16 protein-coding genes and 1 tRNA gene are annotated in these 14,923 nt (G+C 57.5%); 14 read left to right on the forward strand and 3 right to left on the reverse strand.

All coding sequences use genetic code 11. The features are described from left to right. Positions 1-100: 100 nt before the first annotated feature. From ybiB to RBA41_RS31060, 11 genes are all read left to right on the forward strand, one after another. Positions 101-1,090 carry a DNA-binding protein YbiB gene (gene ybiB, locus RBA41_RS31010; RefSeq protein ID WP_306628205.1) on the forward strand — a complete coding sequence of 330 codons (990 nt, stop codon included), beginning with the start codon at positions 101-103 and terminating at the stop codon, positions 1,088-1,090. Continuing rightward, a complete protein-coding gene (gene cobA / locus RBA41_RS31015; RefSeq protein WP_306628206.1) occupies positions 1,074-1,859 on the forward strand; it encodes a uroporphyrinogen-III C-methyltransferase in 786 nt (261 codons plus the stop codon). Before ybiB ends, cobA begins: the two co-directional genes overlap by 17 nt. Positions 1,860-2,050: 191 nt before the next feature. Further along, complete coding sequence (locus RBA41_RS31020; protein ID WP_306628207.1) at positions 2,051-3,259, forward strand: BaiN/RdsA family NAD(P)/FAD-dependent oxidoreductase; 1,209 nt, start codon at positions 2,051-2,053, stop codon at positions 3,257-3,259. A gap of 118 nt (positions 3,260-3,377) precedes the next feature. Further along, positions 3,378-3,590, forward strand: a complete 213-nt coding sequence (gene rpsU / locus RBA41_RS31025) for a 30S ribosomal protein S21 (RefSeq protein ID WP_008451879.1) — start codon at positions 3,378-3,380, stop codon at positions 3,588-3,590. 161 nt (positions 3,591-3,751) lie between these two features. Continuing rightward, positions 3,752-4,201, forward strand: coding sequence for a GatB/YqeY domain-containing protein (locus tag RBA41_RS31030; protein WP_306628208.1), 450 nt, complete (start codon positions 3,752-3,754; stop codon positions 4,199-4,201). Between the two features lie 190 nt (positions 4,202-4,391). Beyond that, on the forward strand, positions 4,392-6,176 hold the full coding sequence (dnaG, locus tag RBA41_RS31035) for a DNA primase (RefSeq protein WP_306628209.1): 1,785 nt from the start codon (positions 4,392-4,394) through the stop codon (positions 6,174-6,176). Positions 6,177-6,687: 511 nt separating this feature from the next. Beyond that, positions 6,688-8,910, forward strand: a complete 2,223-nt coding sequence (gene rpoD / locus RBA41_RS31040; RefSeq protein ID WP_306628210.1) for an RNA polymerase sigma factor RpoD — start codon at positions 6,688-6,690, stop codon at positions 8,908-8,910. A 100-nt stretch (positions 8,911-9,010) separates the two neighbouring features. Further along, positions 9,011-9,089, forward strand: a tRNA-Ile gene (locus RBA41_RS31045). Between the two features lie 471 nt (positions 9,090-9,560). Continuing rightward, complete coding sequence (locus RBA41_RS31050; protein WP_306628211.1) at positions 9,561-9,704, forward strand: hypothetical protein; 144 nt, start codon at positions 9,561-9,563, stop codon at positions 9,702-9,704. A gap of 35 nt (positions 9,705-9,739) precedes the next feature. Beyond that, entirely contained in the window at positions 9,740-10,045 is a 306-nt protein-coding gene (locus RBA41_RS31055) for a helix-turn-helix transcriptional regulator (protein WP_306628212.1), read from the forward strand. Continuing rightward, positions 10,038-10,952 carry a reverse transcriptase family protein gene (locus RBA41_RS31060; RefSeq protein ID WP_306628213.1) on the forward strand — a complete coding sequence of 305 codons (915 nt, stop codon included), beginning with the start codon at positions 10,038-10,040 and terminating at the stop codon, positions 10,950-10,952. The genes RBA41_RS31055 and RBA41_RS31060 overlap by 8 nt, the downstream gene beginning before the upstream one ends. A gap of 14 nt (positions 10,953-10,966) precedes the next feature. Here RBA41_RS31060 and RBA41_RS33530 read toward each other — a convergent pair whose 3' ends face one another. Continuing rightward, positions 10,967-11,083 (reverse strand): hypothetical protein, encoded by a 117-nt coding sequence (locus RBA41_RS33530; RefSeq protein WP_374709624.1) that lies wholly within the window; start codon positions 11,081-11,083, stop codon positions 10,967-10,969. Positions 11,084-11,139: 56 nt separating this feature from the next. Further along, the gene (locus RBA41_RS31070; protein ID WP_306628214.1) at positions 11,140-11,577 is read right to left on the reverse strand and encodes a site-specific integrase; all 438 of its coding nucleotides are present in this window, start codon (positions 11,575-11,577) and stop codon (positions 11,140-11,142) included. Positions 11,578-11,651: 74 nt separating this feature from the next. Between RBA41_RS31070 and RBA41_RS31075 the strand changes: the two genes are divergently transcribed. From RBA41_RS31075 to RBA41_RS31085, 3 genes are all read left to right on the forward strand, one after another. Then, positions 11,652-12,272 carry a hypothetical protein gene (locus RBA41_RS31075; RefSeq protein ID WP_306628215.1) on the forward strand — a complete coding sequence of 207 codons (621 nt, stop codon included), beginning with the start codon at positions 11,652-11,654 and terminating at the stop codon, positions 12,270-12,272. Between the two features lie 120 nt (positions 12,273-12,392). After that, positions 12,393-13,151, forward strand: coding sequence for an NYN domain-containing protein (locus tag RBA41_RS31080; RefSeq protein WP_306628216.1), 759 nt, complete (start codon positions 12,393-12,395; stop codon positions 13,149-13,151). A gap of 497 nt (positions 13,152-13,648) precedes the next feature. Beyond that, positions 13,649-14,218, forward strand: a complete 570-nt coding sequence (locus tag RBA41_RS31085) for a nuclear transport factor 2 family protein (protein ID WP_306628217.1) — start codon at positions 13,649-13,651, stop codon at positions 14,216-14,218. 169 nt (positions 14,219-14,387) lie between these two features. Here the strand turns inward: RBA41_RS31085 and RBA41_RS31090 are convergent. After that, on the reverse strand, positions 14,388-14,923 hold a 536-nt coding region (locus RBA41_RS31090), incomplete at its 5' end, for a hypothetical protein (protein WP_306628218.1).

The following is a 14,923-nucleotide window of genomic DNA, read 5'->3' on the forward strand; positions in this document are numbered from 1 at the left end:
GGTTCACACTGATGTGCATGCAGATATACGCGGCGTTACCGTCGCCGGATTCACTTTATGCCAAATAATTTTTTCGTAGCGGAGTGTTAAGCTGGAACCCATGAACAAAACAACCGAACCATTCCTCGCCGCCACTTTTATAAAAGAAATCGGGCGCGGCAAAAAAGGAGCGCGTAGCATGACGCGCGAAAACGCGCATGCGCTGTATGAAGCGATGCTCGACGGCAGGGTGTCCGACCTGGAGCTGGGCGGCATTTTGCTGGCGATGCGCATCAAGGGCGAGTCGGTGGAGGAGATCGCCGGTTTCCTCGATGCGGGCGAAGCCTCGTTCGCGCCGCTGGCCGCGCCGGCGGGGGCGTATGCGCCGGTGCTCATCCCGAGCTACAACGGTGCGCGCAAGCTGGCCAACCTGACCCCGCTGCTGGCGCTGCTGCTGGCGCGTGAAGGCGTGCCGGTGCTGGTGCATGGCGTGAGCAGCGATCCGGGGCGGGTGACCACGGCCGAGATTTTCGCCGAGATGGGGTTCGGGCCGGCCGCTTGCGCGAACGATGTGCAGGCCGCGTTTGCTGCCGGCAAGCCCGCCTTCATGCCGATCGAGACGCTGGCGCCGAAGATGGCGCAGTTGCTGTCGCTGCGCCGCATTCTGGGCGTGCGCAACTCGACCCATACCCTGGTCAAGATTTTGCAGCCGTTCGCGGGGCCGGCGCTGCGGCTGGTCTCGTACACGCATCCCGAATACCTGGAGATGCTCGGCCAATACTTCACCACCATCGCGCGCGAAGGGCGGGGCGACGCCTTCCTGATGCGCGGCACCGAAGGCGAAACGGTGGCCAATGCCAACCGGGCGCAGCAGATCGACTGGTTCCACGGCGCAGAGCGCACCGTCCTGGTGCAGCGCGATGCACCAACGGATTACGTGGCCGAGGGACCGGCCGAGCGTGACGCAGCCACCACGGCGGCCTGGATTACCCGCGCGCTGGAGGGTGGCGTGGCTGTTCCGGCGTCGATTACCGAACAAGTGGCACAGTGCTTGCTAGTTTCAAAGTCAATACAGGCAAACACGGGTGCGCATCATGGAGAACAACGGTAAGGTTTATCTGGTCGGGGCCGGTCCTGGCGATCCGGAGCTGCTGACCTTGAAAGCGGTGAAGGCGATTGCGGCGGCCGATGTGCTGCTGGTGGACGACCTGGTCAACCTGGCGATCCTGGAGCACGCCTCGCCGTCGGCGCGCATTGTGCCCGTTGGCAAGCGCGGCGGTTGCCGCTCGACGCCGCAGGCATTCATCGAACGCTTGATGGTGGCCGAGGCGCGGGCCGGGCGCAAGGTGGTGCGGCTCAAGGGAGGCGACCCCTTCATTTTCGGGCGTGGCGGCGAAGAGCGCGCGCACCTGATGGCGGAGGGCATCGCGGTCGAGGTCATCAACGGCATCAGCAGCGGGCTGGCGGCGCCGTCGTCGATCGGCGTGCCGCTCACGCACCGCGACTGGAGTTCCGGCGCCATCTTCGTGACGGGGCATGAGCGTGGCGACGAGCCCGGCAGCGCCCGCACGCCGGACTGGGCCTTGCTGGCGCAGACCGGGCTGACCCTGGTGATCTACATGGGCGTGGCGCGCTGCCGGCAGATCCAGGCGGCGCTGCTGGCGGGCGGCAAGGCGGGTGCGACGCCGGTGGCCGTGATTCATTCGGCGACCGGGGCGGGGCAGACGCAACTGCTGACAACCCTGGCCGACCTGGCGGACGACCTCGCCGTGTCCGGGCTGGGCAGTCCCAGCATCATCGTGATCGGCGACGTGGTGCGCTGCGCCGACAGCGCGGTGCAGCACGTCCAGGCACTGGCCCAAGCAGCTAACGTTTCCTAACCGGGGTCAGACCTCCAACTTGCCCCATAAATATTTCCTAACCGGGGTCAGACCTCCGACTAGCAACACTTTTATTGCTAATCGGAGGTCTGACCCCGGTTAGGAAACTTTTGCCTGCGGGTTCAGGCACTTGGCGGGCCTGCGCGGTTTACAATCACTGTTTTAGTGATTAGCGGAAACCGGCATACGCCATGGCAAAACAATTTGATGTAGCAGTGATCGGCGCAGGCGCGGCCGGGATGATGTGCGCGGCCGTCGCCGCCCAGCGCGGCAAACGCGTGGTGTTGATCGACCATGCGGAGAAGCTTGCGGAAAAGATCAGGATTTCGGGCGGAGGGCGTTGTAACTTCACCAATATCAATAGCGCGCCGCAGAATTTTTTGTCGGACAATCCCCATTTCTGCAAGAGCGCATTGTCGCGTTATACGCCTCAGGATTTTCTGGCCCTCGTGAAGAAACACCGCATCGGCTATCACGAGAAGCATCGCGGCCAGCTGTTTTGCAATGAGTCGGCCGAACAGATCATCCAGATGCTCAAGGCCGAGTGCGCCAGCGGCGATGTGACCTGGCGCATGCCGTCCAAGGTCGAGTCGCTCGACAAAACCGCCGAGGGCTTCTTCATCCTCACCGACAGCGGCGAGATCCTGGCCGACAGCGTCGTCATCGCCACCGGCGGCTTGTCGATCCCGAAGATCGGCGCGACCGATTTCGGCTACCGCATCGCGGCCCAGTTCGACCTCAACATGGTCGAGCCGCGCCCGGGCCTGGTACCGCTCACGTTCGACGGCCCCAGCTGGGAAGCTTTCGTGCCGCTGGCCGGCATTGCGCTCGAAGTCGAGGTGGAGACCGGCAGCAACAAGGGCAAGGGCAACAAGCGCGGCCATTTCCGCGAGGACTTGCTGTTCACCCACCGCGGCCTGTCGGGCCCGGCCATCCTGCAGATTTCCAGCTACTGGCAGCCGGGCACGCCGATCATCGTCAACCTGCTGCCGGAGATGGATGTGGCGCAGGAGCTGATCGACGGCAAGAGCACCCTCAAGAAGCAACTGGGCAACGTGGTCTCGCAGTGGCTGCCGGTGCGCCTGGCCGAGGTCTTGATCGCCATCGCCGGCCTCACGCCCGATGCACGCCTGGCCGACCTGCCTGACGCAAAACTGCGCAAGCTGGGCGACGCCATCAACCGCTGGGCCATCGTGCCGACCGGCTCGGAAGGCTACCGCAAGGCCGAGGTGACCCTGGGCGGCATCGATACGCGCGAGCTGTCGCAGCAATCGATGATGGCCAACAAGGTGCCGGGCCTGTATTTCATCGGCGAGGCGGTCGATGTGACAGGCTGGCTGGGCGGCTACAATTTTCAGTGGGCATGGGCGTCCGGCGTGGCGGCCGGGCAGGCGGTGTAGGCGGACTTGGGTTGTTGCGAAACAGCAAAAACGGATGGGTAGAAGCGAAATACTTCCAAAGCTGGGTGATCGGTGCTATTATCTCGTTCTTCCCTAAATCTAACGGTTTGATTTTTACATGACCACTATTCGCCTTAAAGAAAACGAGCCGTTCGAAGTCGCAATGCGTCGCTTCAAACGCACCATCGAAAAAACGGGTCTGCTGACCGAACTGCGCGCACGCGAGTTCTACGAAAAGCCAACGGCTGAGCGCAAGCGCAAGCTGGCAGCTGCCGTGAAGCGCCATTACAAGCGCATCCGCAGCCAGCAACTGCCTAAGAAATTATTCTAAGACTGTCCAGTCGAACCTGATCCGGTGACGGCCAACAGCCTGACCGGGTCATTGTTTTTACTGTAGTCGCAGACCCGCTCCGGTTTACCGCAGCGGGTTTTGCTATTTGGATTTTGCTGCTTGTACTTGCTATTTCATCATTTATCTAAACGAGGATTGCCATGGGCTTGAAAGAACAAATTACCGACGACATGAAAACGGCGATGCGCGCGAAAGAAGCGGCCAAGCTGGGCACGATCCGCCTGATCCTGGCCGAGATCAAGCGCCGCGAAGTCGACGAGCGCATCGAGCTCGACGATGAGCAAACCCTGGCGATCATCGAAAAAATGATCAAGCAGCGCAAGGATTCGATCACCCAGTTTGAAGCGGGCAACCGCGCCGACCTGGCCGACATCGAAAAAGCCGAACTGGCCATCCTTGTCGCCTACATGCCAGCGGGCCTGTCGGAAGAAGAGATCGCCGCCGAAGTTGCCGCCGCCGTGACCGCCTCGGGCGCCGCCGGTCCGCAAGACATGGGCAAGGTCATGGGCCTGCTCAAGGCAAAACTGCCAAAAGGCACCGACATGAGCGCCGTTTCGGGCTTGATCAAGAAGGCGCTCGCGCCCGCCTGATAGTGCTGCGGAGCGTTCCACGGAACGTTCTCGCGGAAGCCGCGTCGGCTAGCCGACGCGCCAAGCCGACGCGCCAAGCCGACGCGCCAAGGCGAAGCGCCAAGGCGACGCGCCCGCGTCTTGTCGCAGATCAAATCTGTGGCGGGCGCGGCGGTATAGTCTGACCTGACACAAAGACTGTTCATCGCACGTGATTCCACAATCCTTTCTGACCGATTTACTCAACCGCATCGACATCGTCGATGTGGTCGGCCGCTACGTCCAGCTGAAGAAGGGCGGCGCCAATTTCATGGGCTTGTGCCCGTTTCACAGCGAAAAATCCCCCAGTTTCACCGTCAGCCCGACCAAGCAGTTTTACCATTGCTTCGGTTGCAGCGCGCATGGCAACGCGGTCGGCTTCCTGATCGAGTATTCCGGCATGGGTTTCATCGATGCCGTCAAGGACCTGGCCCAGGGTGTCGGCATGGTCGTGCCGGATGCGGACGACAAGATCCCGCCGCTGCAGCGCGCCGCCAACCAGGCCCAGGCGCTGGCGTTGACCGAAGCCATGACCCAGGCCTGCGACTATTACCGCGGCCAGTTGCGCGGCGCCACGAATGCCATCGCCTACCTGAAAAACCGCGGCCTGACCGGCGAAGTGGCGGCCCGCTTCGGCATGGGCTACGCCCCGTCCGGCTGGGATAACCTGCGCACCGTGTTCCCCGATTACGAGGTGCTGGCGCTGGTCGAATCCGGTCTTGTGATCGACAAAGTCGACGAAGACGGCGGCAACAAGAAGCGCTATGACCGCTTCCGCGAGCGCATCATGTTCCCGATCCGCAACACTAAAGGCCAGGTGATCGGCTTCGGCGGAAGGGTGCTCGACCAGGGCGAGCCGAAATACCTGAATTCCCCGGAAACGCCGCTATTCCAGAAGGGCTTGGAGCTGTACGGCCTGTTCGAGGCGCGCCAGGCCATCCGCGACGCCGGCTACGTGCTGGTGACCGAAGGCTATATGGATGTGGTCGCGCTGGCCCAGCTCGGTTTTCCCCAAGCGGTGGCCACGCTCGGCACGGCGTGCACCAGTACCCACGTGCAAAAGTTGCTGCGCCAGACCGATAGCGTGATTTTCAGTTTCGATGGCGACAAGGCCGGCCGCCGCGCCGCCCGCCGCGCGCTCGAAGCCTGCCTGCCGCAGGTGAGCGACAACAAGATCATCAAGTTCCTGTTTTTGCCGGCCGAGCACGATCCGGACAGCTTCGTGCGCGAATTCGGCGCCGATGTGTTCGAGCAAGAGATTCACGAAGCGATGCCGTTGTCGCAATTTTTGCTGCGCGAAGTGTCGGCCGAGCACGATTTGTCCACGCCGGAAGGGCGGGCCCGGGTCCAGTTCGACGCCAAGCCGCTGCTGCAATCGATGACGCCCAGTTCCCTGCGCCTGCAGATCGTGCGCGGCCTGGCCAGCATGACCGAGTCCACGCCGGCCGAGATCGAAGCCCTGTTCGAGCTGTCCAAGCCGGTGTCGGTGGCGCGCCGGGCGCCGCCGCGCCAGGGCCGGCCCGAGCCGGTGGGGCTGGAATTGCAGATCCTGCGCCATCTGGTGGCCCATCCGCCGCTCAGCCTGGAGCTGGACGAGGCCGCCCTGGCCGCGTTCAGCCACTTCGGCCCGGACGCGGCCGAGCGCCTGCTGTACCTGGTCGCCTGCGGCCAGGCGCTGGGGGCGAACGGCAGCTTTGCCGCCTTGTCCCAGCATCTGAAGGATACGAGCAACGAATACGATGGCCTGGTGGCCGAAATTGCCTCGGAGCCGGAATCGGACTTCGACAGCGTGAAATTGTGGCTCATCGGCGCTGTGAGGCAGATCAAACTTGCAGCGCTTAAACAAGAGCTGACCCAGTTGTTTTCCGCCGGGCTGACCTCAGATCAGGTGGGTGTGCGGTACCGCGAAATCATGGCGGAGCAAAAGCGTCTGGAGGATGAAGGCGCGCCAACATAGACCCCTCGCAAAGGATGAAATCGGGGTCCGGTACAGGGGGCGTTTGGCACTGGAAAAAGACGGACTGCGTGCTATAATAAAACGATAAGTGTTGTGTTCGCAGAAATTTTTTCGTTGTCCGTAAGTTGTATTTCTTTCAGTGAGTTAGGCTCTTGATCGGCGCAAAGATGGTGGGCGTCGGCGGCCAGGGCCAGCTTTGGTTGCGACGGCGCGCTGCGCGGTCGATGGCAAACATCGGTTTGCTTTTCAACCACACACGGCTCGCGCCTCCAACCGCCGTTGTTTGCAGTAGACTACTGCCGAAATCGCGCGGGTCGTGCCCGTAAGGTGATGTAAAGGTGTTATGAGTGCAGCAATGCCGGAGCGGTCTGCGGGCCGATTCGGGACGTAGGGCCCAAAAGGCCGGCAACAAACTTTATCTTAATCCACCATAAAGCTAGTCGTTGTGACATCGAAAGCGCCTGTGCCAATCAAGAAACCTGAAACCCAAACGGCTGATAAGCCAACGAGAATGTCTGCCAAGGCGGATAAAGCGCAAGACAAGGCGGAAACGCGGAGCACGAGTACAAGTTCGGGTACGAGTACGAGTACGAGCGCCACGCCTGTCGTCAGCCAGACCACCGATGCCGCCGCGCTGGCCGCGATCGACACGTCCGGTTACGTGCTGCCCTCAGTCAAGGTACCGGGCAGGCGCGGGCGCAAGCCGAAAGAATTCCAGCCCGAGAACGATGAAGTGGCCGCCCTCAACGCGGTCGAGCGGGCCGAGCTGAAAGCGGTCGACAAGGCCAAGGCCAAGGACCGCAAGGCCAAGGAAAAGGCCCTGCTGAAAGACGCGTTCTCGTCGGATACCGAAGCGACCGAGGAAGAACTCGAGCGCCGCCGTCAAAAGCTCAAGACCCTGATCAAGTTCGGCAAGGAACGCGGTTTCCTCACCTACGCCGAAATCAACGATCACCTGCCCGAAAATATCGTCGATCCGGAAGCGATCGAAGGCATCATCGGCACCTTCAACGACATGGGGATCGCGGTCTACGAACACGCGCCCGATGCCGAGACCTTGCTGCTGTCGGACAATGTCGCCACGGTCACCAGCGATGACGAAGCCGAGGCCGCGGCCGAAGCGGCGCTGTCGACGGTCGACTCCGACTTCGGACGCACCACCGATCCCGTGCGCATGTATATGCGCGAAATGGGCTCGGTCGAGCTGCTCACGCGCGAAGGCGAGATCGAGATTGCCAAGCGCATCGAAGATGGCCTCAAGGACATGATCCAGGCCATTTCCGCCTGCCCGGTGACGATCGCCGAAATCATTTCCGCCGCGATCCGCATCCAGAACGACGAAATCAAGATCGACGAGATCGTCGACGGCATGGTCGACCCGGACGAACCGCTCGAGCCTGTCGTGGCGCCGGTCGCCACCGACGAGGATGAAGACGAGGAAGAGGCCGACGAGGAAGAAGAGGAAGAGGAAGAAGAGAACAACGCTTCCGGCGCTGCGGGTTTCTCGGCCGAACAGCTCGAAGCGCTGAAAAACCAGGCGCTGGAAAAGTTCGACATCATCTCGGTGCAGTTCGACAAGATGCGCAAGGCCTTCGAGAAAGATGGCTACAACTCGAAAGCCTACGTCAAGGCGCAGGAATCGATTTCCAACGAGCTGCTCGGCATCCGCTTCACCGCCAAGGTGGTCGAGAAGCTGTGCGACACCCTGCGCGGGCAGGTCGATGAAGTGCGCCATATCGAGAAGCAGATTCTCGACGTGGCCGTGAACAAGTGCGGCATGCCGCGCGCCCACTTCATCAAGGTATTCCCGGGCAATGAAACGAATCTGGAATGGGTCGATGGCGAAGTCAATGCCGGCCATGCTTACTCCGCCATCCTCGGCCGCAATATTCCAACGATCAAGGAACTGCAGCAACGCCTGATCGACCTGCAGGCGCGCGTGGTGCTGCCGCTGCCGGATTTGCGCAACATCAACCGTCAAATGGCGGCCGGCGAAATGAAGGCGCGCAAGGCCAAGCGCGAAATGACCGAGGCCAACTTGCGCCTGGTAATTTCGATCGCCAAGAAGTACACCAACCGCGGCCTGCAATTCCTCGACCTGATCCAGGAAGGCAATATCGGCTTGATGAAAGCCGTGGACAAGTTCGAATACCGCCGCGGCTACAAGTTCTCCACGTATGCAACGTGGTGGATTCGCCAGGCCATCACGCGCTCGATCGCCGACCAGGCGCGCACGATCCGCATTCCGGTGCACATGATCGAAACGATCAACAAGATGAACCGCATCTCGCGCCAGATCTTGCAGGAAACCGGCGCGGAACCCGATCCGGCGACCCTGGCGATCAAGATGGAAATGCCGGAAGATAAGATCCGCAAGATCATGAAGATCGCGAAAGAGCCGATCTCGATGGAAACGCCGATTGGCGACGATGACGATTCCCACCTGGGCGACTTCATCGAAGACAACAACACCCTGGCGCCATCGGACGCGGCGCTGCACGCCTCGATGCGTGGTGTGGTCAAGGATGTCCTGGACTCCCTGACGCCGCGCGAAGCGAAGGTGCTGCGCATGCGTTTCGGCATCGAGATGTCGACCGACCACACCCTGGAAGAAGTGGGCAAGCAATTCGACGTCACGCGCGAGCGGATCCGCCAGATCGAAGCGAAGGCGCTGCGCAAGCTGCGTCACCCATCGCGCTCCGACAAGCTCAAGAGCTTCCTGGAAGGTAATTAAGCCTTGACGGGCTGATGCGAAAAGCCATATCCTCTCGCCACTTTGTGACGGGAGGCTTTTCTTTTGATGGCCGTGTCAGCATCCCCGTCGCACCGATTTCGGGCCTCTAGCTCACGCTTGGTTAGAGCAGCGGACTCATAATCCGTTGGTACCGTGTTCGACTCACGGGAGGCCCACCAAATTTACTCGGTAAAAACAAGGGGTTGCGATTTTTCGCGACCCCTTTTTTTACCTTGTTTGAGTTAAAGGTTCGACGGAGGTTCAACTGAGTTTTGACGTCCTGAGTTGTCACCATTAAGCGCATTTCAAGCGCATTTCAAATTTTCATAATTAATTTCGCTAGTAGCGAAATGTTTCTTGCTTTTAGTGGGAATAGTTCGTATAGTCAATCTTGAGGTTAGCAGAGTACAACCGTCGTACTTTGTGGGCTGCTTCGGCAGCTTGTGGCGCCGTAAGGCTCTATCTCGTGTCTCGCGCATGTCGCCGTAGCAACGCGTATCTGAACGATGATGTGGTGTCGAGTACGAGCATGTCCGGAACGACACCGGACATGCGTTACTGGTAAGAGAGGGAAACTCGCCGTTAGCTCTGCTTGGTTATGAACGACGGCCGTTGGCAATTGTGTTGACGGCATAACCGAGGAGATCACCATGCGTGACCTTAAAGCCTCCAAGCGGCGGGGGTTGGTAAACAAAGCCAAGTCATGGCTCAGGCGTCCAGAAACGTTCAAGATTGCATCATTCGCCTTGAATCTGATTAATCTGCTCGCCCGTGCTATTGACCACTTCAAGTGAGCCAGCACCTCTCTTATTTTTAAGGAAAGTGGATCATGATAAATAGAGCACTGAAAATGCTAAGGACTTATCACCAAATCAAGCAAATTGAGTTGGCTAAGCGCCTCGGTGTTTCTAATTCATATCTGAGCGAAATCGAAACTGGTGTGAAAACTCCTAGCGTTGATTTGTTGGGAAAGTATGCAGAGATTTTCAAGATGCCAGTGTCGTCGATAATGCTTTTCTCGGAAAAAATGAGCAGCGATAAGACAACCGGTGAGCAGCTTCGCATTGCCGCTGCCGACAAGATTTTGCGGCTGTTGGAATGGATTGATGAACGAGACGCTGTAACACATGGCTAAATGTCTGTATCCGCTGAATCAGTCACCACTCTACAAGATTGTAGGGCTCGGCAAACTTGAGGCGGTACTTGGCATTGACGTCACTAAACTAGATCGCTTGCTGTCGCCTGATAATTATCGAGTTTGGATCAATGCGAAGGGGCGGGAAATTCAACAGCCGCTCAAATGGCTTGCTTACGTACATAAACGTATCGGTAATTTACTTGCTCGGATCGAGTTGCCGGAATATGTGTTTTCAAAAAAGGGGCGCTCCTATGTTGATAATGCGAAATATCACACAGGGAATTACCCTCTAGGAAAAACTGACATATCAAGTTTTTACCCCAGTACCACGCGCCAAATGGTATGGCGCATGTTCTCGGGGGATTTTGAATGCGCCAATGATGTTGCCGATATTCTTGCCGATATCTGTTGCTACCGACAAGCTCACCTTCCAACTGGAAGCTCTCTTAGTGGCAGGGTGGCATTTTTTGCCGCGCGGTCAATGTTTGATTCTGTTTCAGTAATCGCCAATAGCACTGCCAGTCGTATGTCTCTTTATGTAGATGATATTACGCTCTCCGGCCCATCTGTCAGCAAAAGCATACTCGCTGACGTGCGCCAGGTGATTAGACAACATGGTTTGAAAACAAAAAAATCAAAAACTAAGACGTTTCCAGCCGATTCGCCAAAAATGGTAACGGGGGCTGTGGTCGTAGCTGACGAGGTATGTTTGCCAAATAGTCGTCATAAGAAAATCTGGGAGACTCGGCAAGCAATTCGTGAAGCTGCGCCATCTGAGCGGGTAATACTTTCTCGGTCACTTCGTGGCCGCATGCAGGAAGCGCAGCAAATTTTTGCAAAGGGCCGCAGCGATCAGGGGGAATGTAGGGGCGATAGTTTCGTGGACCGTTCAACCAAGACTTAGCGCTGTGATCGGGTTCAACAGACGCGCGTTTCCTGAGGATGCTTGGGCAAGTGCGCGTAGCGCATCGTCATTGCCAAACTTTGGTGGCCGAGCACTTTTTGTAGCGCCAATATGTTGCCGCCATTTATCATGAAGTGGCTTGCAAATGTGTGCCGCAGGGTATGTGTCAATTGACCGGCAGGCAGCTTCAGTTCAGTTCGGATCGTTTCAGACCATCCCTGAACGCGCTGTAAGCGGTTGAGAAAATTTTCTCGTCGTCGGACTCGGCATTGTCTTCATGACCGCTATGCGCGGTGTAGTGCTTTTTGAAAGCGGCTTCGAGGTCTTTTGTGATCGGGACGCCGCGAGCCTTGCTTGATTTTGCTTGAACGAACTGGATGACGCCGCTGGGACTCTGAGTGACACGTAATGCTTCTGCTTCGCCCCATCTTGCGCCGGTCGATAGGCACACGTAACTGGCGGCACGCCTGTATGAAGCACATTTTTCTTGGGAGAGCGCTGATGGACGTAGCACGCTGTACGTTGGATGATGTGGTTTATCGAGCAACTCGTTTTGCCTCGCTTCCGCCAAATGAGCTTGCGCAAAAGCGGCAATTCTTGGTTTGTTCTGAATGTCGCGGGCCATCGTTTTTTCGGAAGGCTGCAAGGAGTGGGCAAGCGGCATGTTTTGGGGCACGTCCGCACGAACCTCGATGTACTTTGGCCGCGCCAGAATATGAAAGAAATGATGATGGGCAAGGTGAGGATCAAGATATTCTTGATAACCCAGGGCAACGTATAGTTGTTGATTTCACGTTTGGCGCTCAGGAAAATGAGCGGCATAACGATCCAGATGCAGTTGCAAACCCTGGAGGTCGAGGCGGTAGATATGTGGGTGGGGGGCATCGACCAGACGCTACGATGCACCGTCGTCTTAGCACGATCCTGCGCAATCTTGTCGCGTCTGAACAGTTCAGGACCTCACGGCAGCTTTTGGAAATCTCAGGAGTTGGGGAGTTCACTGTCGCAGATTTCTTTGTTCCGTTTGCATCAACTTTACCTTCGCATGACGGCCAATATCGTGGCTATTGGGGAATGGTCGCAAATGCCAGCATGGGGAAAGGTGGTGCACTGTGGCTCAATTCTGGCGGCAAAGGTGATGTAAGTTTAGTTGTGGGCGACGTACTGGTGCGTCAACTATATGGGCGATTTAATCTCGCTGATGAGGAAGACCTCGCAGGAGCATATGCATTGGTTTTTGGCAAGTTGAGGGTGTCTCAGAATGACAAAAAATACGTAAAAGTTGATGATCTGGGATTCTTCACGCTCCGTCCAGTGTAGCTGGCAGGCACTGCTCAGTAGATGTTGACGAAGCCGTCAACATATGGCATAATTCAATAACCACTCATCCCTCGCGACGTCATTTAGTTGGCTCTTGCTTGGGACGGAAGAGCCGCTCACATGGGCGGCTTTTTCACATCTGAAAGAATGTATACGGTTGTGTCGACAAGCGAAAACGCCGCAATAAAAACTGCCGTCTACATTGATGGATACAATTTGTACTATGGCCGACTGCGAGGTACACAGTTTAAGTGGCTTGACTTAGTGCAGTTCTTCGACACGTTGCTTGCTCAACGTGATCAGAACGAGAAACTGGTGCGAGTCAAGCTTTTCACCGCCCCGGCGCTGGCTACCTTCGCGACTCATGGCGCGGCTTCGGTAGAAGCACAGTCTGCTTATCAACGGGCGTTGAAAGCGATCCATGGCGAACGTTTTGAGGCGATTCATGGTAATCATTCTTTTGACAAGAACGGCGCCTTGCTGCCAGCTTTCGTAGCAGGCGAGCCATATGATCGAACGAATCGTGTCCGGGTCTGGAAGCTGGAAGAAAAAAAGACAGATGTTAACTTGGCAATATCCCTATATAGAGATGCATGTCAAGGTCATTTTGACCGCATAATTTTGGTCTCTAACGATAGCGATGCCGAGCCTGCACTTGCTGCGATCAGGCAAGATTTTCCGCACATAATGATTGGTGTTGTAATGCCGATTCACCCACCTGTACCGGGCGCAAGTGCACACCGCCGTGCTAGCGGCTCGTTGGCCAACCATGCACATTGGACATTGGCGAATATTGTTGACGATCAACTCTGCAACGCCCAATTGCCAGAAAAAATTGCCACTAGAAAGAAGCCGATCCTCAAGCCCAATCATTGGTAAATGCGGGGTGGCGACTACTGAGAATGGGGGCGGCTCAAGTTTTGACGAATGTCAAGATTCCGTCCGAAGGGATGGAACTCCCTGTGTCCTGGGGACTCGTAGGAGCGTTTTGGCCGGGCGTCCCGGCAAGCGACGATGTTATCCAGCTGAGGCGGTCGATTTGCTTTACAAAGTTCAACAAAGGTTCAACAGCATAGTTAGATGACATTGGTGCATTGGTGGACGATGAAGCCTAAGTATTTGTTTCATATGGGTATAGTTGCGTATTGTAGCGTAATGCTAAGGACTCATAATCCGTTGGTGCCGTGTTCGACTCACGGGAGGCCCACCAATATTCCGTACAAAAAGAAGGGAGACATGAGATTGTCTCCCTTTTTTTCGTTTCAAGACCCCGCAGATCGACGTGGGGCGCGGTCGTGCCGGCCCCTTCGGCACGAAGGGTATATGCATCGTTTAAAGCACACCGTGACCATTTCCTGGATTAAACTTTAGTCCGCATGAGCGCAATCTCGCGTTCGTCGCTGGTGTCGCCGCGGTCGGAAACTGACGGGCGCTCCGCATTTTCTGAACAGGAGCATCGATTGAACAAGGCATTCATTTCGCTGGTAGCGGCATGCGCATTCGCGCTGCCACTGCAAGCCTCGGCTCAGGACCCTGTGCAAGCCACGGCCGACCACGCCCAACTGCTTTCAAGCCCGGATCCCAAACTGGCCGCCAACAAACGCCTTGTCTACGATTTCTGGCGCGAGGTATTGGAAGCCGGTCACCTCGAACTGGCGGACAAATACCTTGTCGATTCCTACATCCAGCACAATCCCACCGTGCCCAGCGGCCGCGAGGGATTCGTCAAGTTCTTTTCCAGGTTTTCGAAGGTAAAACCAATCGCAGCGAGCATCAAGGCGCCATTGGTGACGATCATGGCCGAGGGCGACCTGGTCATGCTTGGTTTCGTCAGGGAATATCCGGACCCTGCCGCCGCTGGCCAAAAATACACCACCACCTGGTTCGACATGTTCCGCATCAGGGACGGGAAAATCGTCGAGCATTGGGATCCGGCGCGCAAATAAGCAATCCCGAGGGCGGCGACAAGTCGCCCGAACAGGCCATTCTGCGCACTGTCCCGGAAACCAGGCTGAAAGGCGGGCCATCCAAAGAGGATCCCGGCCAATATCGGCCTGCTGAGGGCGAGACCTGACGCGAAATGCGCGCCCGCGCCGGCCGCCCCGCAGTGCCCCGCTAACTGCCCGACAGGATAATCAGCGAACTGTATTTTTCCAGCAGTACCGCAATCGCGTACAGGGACGCGCCCAGTGCGCCGGCGCCGATCAGCATATTGGTCTTGAAGCCCAGATAGACGATCCATTCGAGCACCAGCAGGACAAAAAAGCACAACAGTATGCTGGCGATGACTTTCAGGTCCAGGAACAGGTAGCCCAGGCTCGCCAATACCGCCAGCACGATAAACAAGGCCAGATAGCGGTTGCGGTGCGCTCTGCTTGGCCATGGCGATGCGCCGACCAATAGCGCGAGCGACAGGCCGATGGTGCAGTAATACTCCAGGCCCGCCTCGAAATACTGGATGGATTCCCAATGGATCCCATTGGTGCGCACGGCGCAATAGACCACGAGCACGATCAGGTGGCCGAAAACAACGCCCTTCAACATGCGCTCGTCCAGTTTCAGATACAGCGTGCCCGGCGTGTAGACCATGTAAAAGGAAAGCACGCCCGACAAACACACCGCGGCGAAAAATCCGAAAATGCTGGACTGAT

The organism is Massilia scottii (genome assembly GCF_030846495.1).
In the GTDB taxonomy this organism is placed as follows: Bacteria; Pseudomonadota; Gammaproteobacteria; order Burkholderiales; family Burkholderiaceae_D; genus Telluria_A; species Telluria_A violaceinigra.

Coding starts and splice junctions, on each gene's coding strand:
- cobA (WP_306628206.1), top strand. CDS start 1,074: ATGGAGAACAACGGTAAGGTTTATCTGGTCGGGGCCGGTCCTGGCGAT.
- RBA41_RS31080 (WP_306628216.1), top strand. CDS start 12,393: ATGGGCGGCTTTTTCACATCTGAAAGAATGTATACGGTTGTGTCGACA.
- RBA41_RS31060 (WP_306628213.1), top strand. CDS start 10,038: ATGGCTAAATGTCTGTATCCGCTGAATCAGTCACCACTCTACAAGATT.
- RBA41_RS31070 (WP_306628214.1), bottom strand. CDS start 11,577: ATGGCCCGCGACATTCAGAACAAACCAAGAATTGCCGCTTTTGCGCAA.
- RBA41_RS31050 (WP_306628211.1), top strand. CDS start 9,561: ATGCGTGACCTTAAAGCCTCCAAGCGGCGGGGGTTGGTAAACAAAGCC.
- RBA41_RS33530 (WP_374709624.1), bottom strand. CDS start 11,083: ATGATAAATGGCGGCAACATATTGGCGCTACAAAAAGTGCTCGGCCAC.
- ybiB (WP_306628205.1), top strand. CDS start 101: ATGAACAAAACAACCGAACCATTCCTCGCCGCCACTTTTATAAAAGAA.
- rpoD (WP_306628210.1), top strand. CDS start 6,688: ATGTCTGCCAAGGCGGATAAAGCGCAAGACAAGGCGGAAACGCGGAGC.
- RBA41_RS31055 (WP_306628212.1), top strand. CDS start 9,740: ATGATAAATAGAGCACTGAAAATGCTAAGGACTTATCACCAAATCAAG.
- RBA41_RS31030 (WP_306628208.1), top strand. CDS start 3,752: ATGGGCTTGAAAGAACAAATTACCGACGACATGAAAACGGCGATGCGC.
- rpsU (WP_008451879.1), top strand. CDS start 3,378: ATGACCACTATTCGCCTTAAAGAAAACGAGCCGTTCGAAGTCGCAATG.
- RBA41_RS31085 (WP_306628217.1), top strand. CDS start 13,649: ATGAGCGCAATCTCGCGTTCGTCGCTGGTGTCGCCGCGGTCGGAAACT.
- RBA41_RS31020 (WP_306628207.1), top strand. CDS start 2,051: ATGGCAAAACAATTTGATGTAGCAGTGATCGGCGCAGGCGCGGCCGGG.